Here is a 4,382-nt window from a genome sequence, read left to right on the forward strand (position 1 = left end):
TATGATGGCGACCTCGTGTGGATAAACGCGACGATAGCGAATTTCGGCTGTTTGAATGCCTCTGACTTCCTCGTCTCCTTCTATGAGGTTTTCCGTCCAACGAGCGTGCCCTCGCGGTTAAAAATCAGAAATTATAACCCTTTACCGCACTATAAATTGCTCAATAAAACACATATTGAAGCTCTTCCAGCCGGTAATTCCATAAACATTTCTTTTGTGCCCTGGAATGCCTGCATTCGAGATATTTACTGCGAGGCATTACACGATAATGGGGTGGACCGAGAACATTGGTGGGAACCCGAATGCAGCAACTACATAATAAACGTAACGATTGAGCCGCTTGAGAACCCAGAGCATGCTAAAGAAAATAATACGTTATTATGGGACGTGCATGTGAACCGTTCTCGTGATTTTAATGTGACGAATCTGTCTTTCTTTGTTAACGGCACAGCACGTAATCCTCATGAGTTGGAGCTTTACGACATCGTGACCACGAACGCCACGCTCAACATAACGAACTTTGCGAATCAACCTGGTATGGTTAATTTGAGTTTCTATATCGACGAAGTCAAACCAGAGCACGTGATAGGGAGCACAACTGTGCGATTCGACCCCAGCAACGGAACGGGGTATGCGAACATAACATGGACCGCGGATAACTTATATGGTGACGTGTATATCCCCGGTGACCACAACATAACCGTGGTTGTGGATCCAGAAGAGGAAATATACGAAATTAACGATTCAAAGCTAAACAATGAGTTCACATGGCAAATACACGTGAAGGCACCGGAACTCATGTTTGAAAACCTCAGCATCGAGCCTGGAACTCTCAAAAAGGACGATAAGGCAATTATCAACGTTACCATTGCGAACCGTGGAGGGTTGAATGCAAGTGATTTCAATCTCACCTTATACGAATGGGCAGAACGGCATATAGATAACGTTATGGATAATGAGCAGTATAAGAGCTTTCCGGAGATACTAATAGAGAGAGCGAATGCAACTGCTATACGGTTGTATCTCGACCTGGAGATAGAAGAATATCACGACCCGGAAATAGAGATAGTAAGAGGAGGAGAAGTTTGCATTAAAGATGGTAAAGGTGAAGTGATAAGATGCTATAATCACAGTTTCCACGGCTGGACGCCTTGGATACTTGATAATAAAAGCGTGGTGGAAACGATAAAAAGGATGACAATAAACAGATACTTATTCTGCTGGGACAACGTGCCGGGAAGCGAGAACGAAAGCCTTCTGCGATTCCTTACCGAAGAAGGGGTTGATTGGGCAGAGAATGCAACTATCAACAAAACCGATGATAACAGAACTATTCAAATTTATGCGGAAAACAACTCCGCTAACCTGACGCTCGATGTGCAGAATGAAACGGCAACGTTAGAAATCGGCGGCGACATAATTCTCAGCTTAATAGTTAAAGAGGAGAACGGCAAGCCGAAAATATACAAACGCGAGACACAGGATATTGATATTGATACAAAGGTAAGCAAGATTTATTACTTCACACAAACCCATATAATTGACACAACTACACGAAACCTTACAATAAACGAAACTGCGAATATTCCTGTGGAATGGACCTTCCAAAGAGATGGAGAGCAGTTCATTGTAGCTAAAATAGATCCAGAAGGGGTTATTATGGAATACAACGAAACGAATAACACATTTAAGCAATACATGCCCGTGCAAACTGCGGACCTTGAAGTTACCAACCTCTCGCTGACATGGCTTAATGGCACCGAAGTTCGTGGAAATGACACAGTAAGAGATAACGATACCGTGGGAATAAGTGCGAATGTAACCAATGTTGGGATAGAAGAAGCGAGTAATTTCTCTGTGTATTTCCTCGTTGATGATATTCCTATTAAAAACGAAACAATATCAGGTTTAGCAAATGGCTCTCCAATATTGGTAAATGCTAACTGGACGGCAGAAGTGGGCAAGCATGTAATAAAGGTAGAAGCAGATTATGAGAACAAAATAAACGAAACAAAGGAGACGAACAACATAGAAGCGCTGGTAAGATATGTCTGCGGTGCAGAGGTTAGTGGAAACACGTCCTGGAAAACTCTGGGACTTCGTGGACTCAATGGAACTATACTGTTTGACCCCACACAACCGTATGACGAGGACGATGTGAACATCACCGCTGTTATCAACAATTCAGGACGTGTGAACGCAACGAATTTCAGTGTCGCTTTGCTCTTTGATTATAAACCTTCAGATTCTTTTCATAAAGCTATGAATGGAGTACCGATAAATGAATCCGAAACTTATAACAATGCAGTATGTATATATCTTTACATAGACATAAATCCAGATTATTCTCCTCCTGTGCTCGTGATAAAGGATAAAAATAATACAGAAGTTGCAAGAACTAGCAAATCATGCTGGATTCACGTTCCTGGGGATACGGTAGAAATAAAACAATATAATCCAAATGATTTCTCCCCGGAATATACTATATCCTTTTATCCTGTTTACAGGGCTAATCTAATTCGTGATGAGAATCTAACGGTGAATACCAATTCTTCAAAAAATGTCTCGATTAGGGTGCGAAACGTAACAGTGGGCGATCACTCGGTCTTGCTGTTCATAGACCCTGAAGGCAACGTGCCGGAGGATGATAAAACTGACAATATCGCATCCCGTATAATGCGAGTAAATGCGACACGGGACTTCACGGTTACAAATGTAATTGCTGCAAAGACGAATCTATCGGACACAGATACTGCGGATATAACCGCAGAGGTGGCAAATGTGGGACTGCGAAACGGAACTGCGAATGTGAGCATTACAGATTACGAAACTGAGAATCGCACATACAGGTATCATTTTGATAAGAACCTTCCGGTGTCTTATTTGCCGATAGCGCCAAACGCATCACTGTTAAAGCCCGAATATGATAATCTGACTATTATACATCGTCCGGGCGTAGATTCACTACAACTCCATTTCGAGCGGATAAGTCTTTTCGAAAGTGGTAAACTATTAATTTGTAATGAAAACGGTGATAAAATATTTGAGAAAACAGGTTCATACTCCAGGGAAGATTATACTATTCTGGTACCAGGTGACACCGCTTATATTTATAACACCAGCCTTGCAACATTCTTGCTCAGTGGATACACAGCGGTAAATAAACTTCTATACGAAGAAAATCTGCAATTGAACGCGACAAAAACGTGGAACGAATCGAAAGACATCACCGTGAAGAATTGGCTTGCAGCCACCGGCAATCACCGCATCAATGTTACTGTATGGAATAACACGATAAAAGAGATAAACGAAACGAATAACACTTTCATTTTACCATTGCCAGTGAACGCATCTCGTGACCCAACGGTTGTAAATATCACGCTCGACCCGGAGCATCCTGATGACGGAGAAGATGTGAATATTACTGCAACAGTGAGGAACAACGGCACGAAACCTGCGACTTTCACAGTTGATTTGTGGAGGAATACCACAAGGCTGATTTCACAATCCGAACTGCCAGAGATAGGTTTGCTTAATCACACGCAGGTTACGCTGGCGCCGGGAGAGAACGCAACCGTAACAGGGGTCTGGAAGAACATCAGCCTTTACAGCGCACCAACGCATGTCGTAACTGCAATTGTTGACCCCTTAGATGAGATAGACGAGATAAACGAGACTCAGAGTGACAACGAGCTGAATAAATATTTATGGATGAACTATCCGGACTTTACCATTACGAAATTCAATCAGCCAGCGAGAAAAGATAAGAACACATCGGTAGAAATTACAAACCAGGGTGCGTTGGATGCATCCAACGTCACGGTGAGGCTGGAGTTGGGGAGGTATAATCCGTATCCGTTAGCAGGAAGCGGTTTTGGGTATTACAAAATATCACATCCGGGTGCCGCTGATCTGCGACTTCATTTCATAAATATTGATGCTTCTCAAGGCTGGCTGGGGATACAAAAAAACCCTGGAGATAAAGAGGTCATAATGGAGTACTGCAAAGGAATCGTCAGTGATGTGTGGACTCCCCTGATAGAAGGAGATACCGTTTATATCATATCTTTTGGCTCTTCATTTTTGATTGACGAATACAGGTGGGGAGACGTAGAGTATAAAACCATAGATAGGTTAAATGTGAGTGAAAGCAAGAACATTTCGCTACCACTCCGGTGGGGCAAATACGAGCGACCGACGTTTCTAAATGTATCGGTTGACCCGTATGACAACATAACAGAGCTGAACGAGTATAACAACAACAGAACCGCGTATATTTATGCAGACCTTGTGCTAAGAGATGTGGGAACGGTTTTTTCGGAAGATGGCAACCTCAGCAGTATAAATGCAACGATATGGAGTAACAACAGGCTTGAGGATGG

At 42.7% G+C, this 4,382-nt stretch carries 1 protein-coding gene; it reads left to right on the plus strand.

Annotation, left to right across the window (positions count from 1 at the left end; all coding sequences use genetic code 11):
• A partial coding sequence (locus J7J01_08320) for a hypothetical protein (GenBank protein ID MCD6210870.1) occupies positions 1-4,382 on the plus strand: 4,382 nt, incomplete at both ends.

The sequence above is a fragment of the Methanophagales archaeon genome, from assembly GCA_021159465.1.
In the GTDB taxonomy this organism is placed as follows: Archaea; Halobacteriota; Syntropharchaeia; order Alkanophagales; family Methanospirareceae; genus G60ANME1.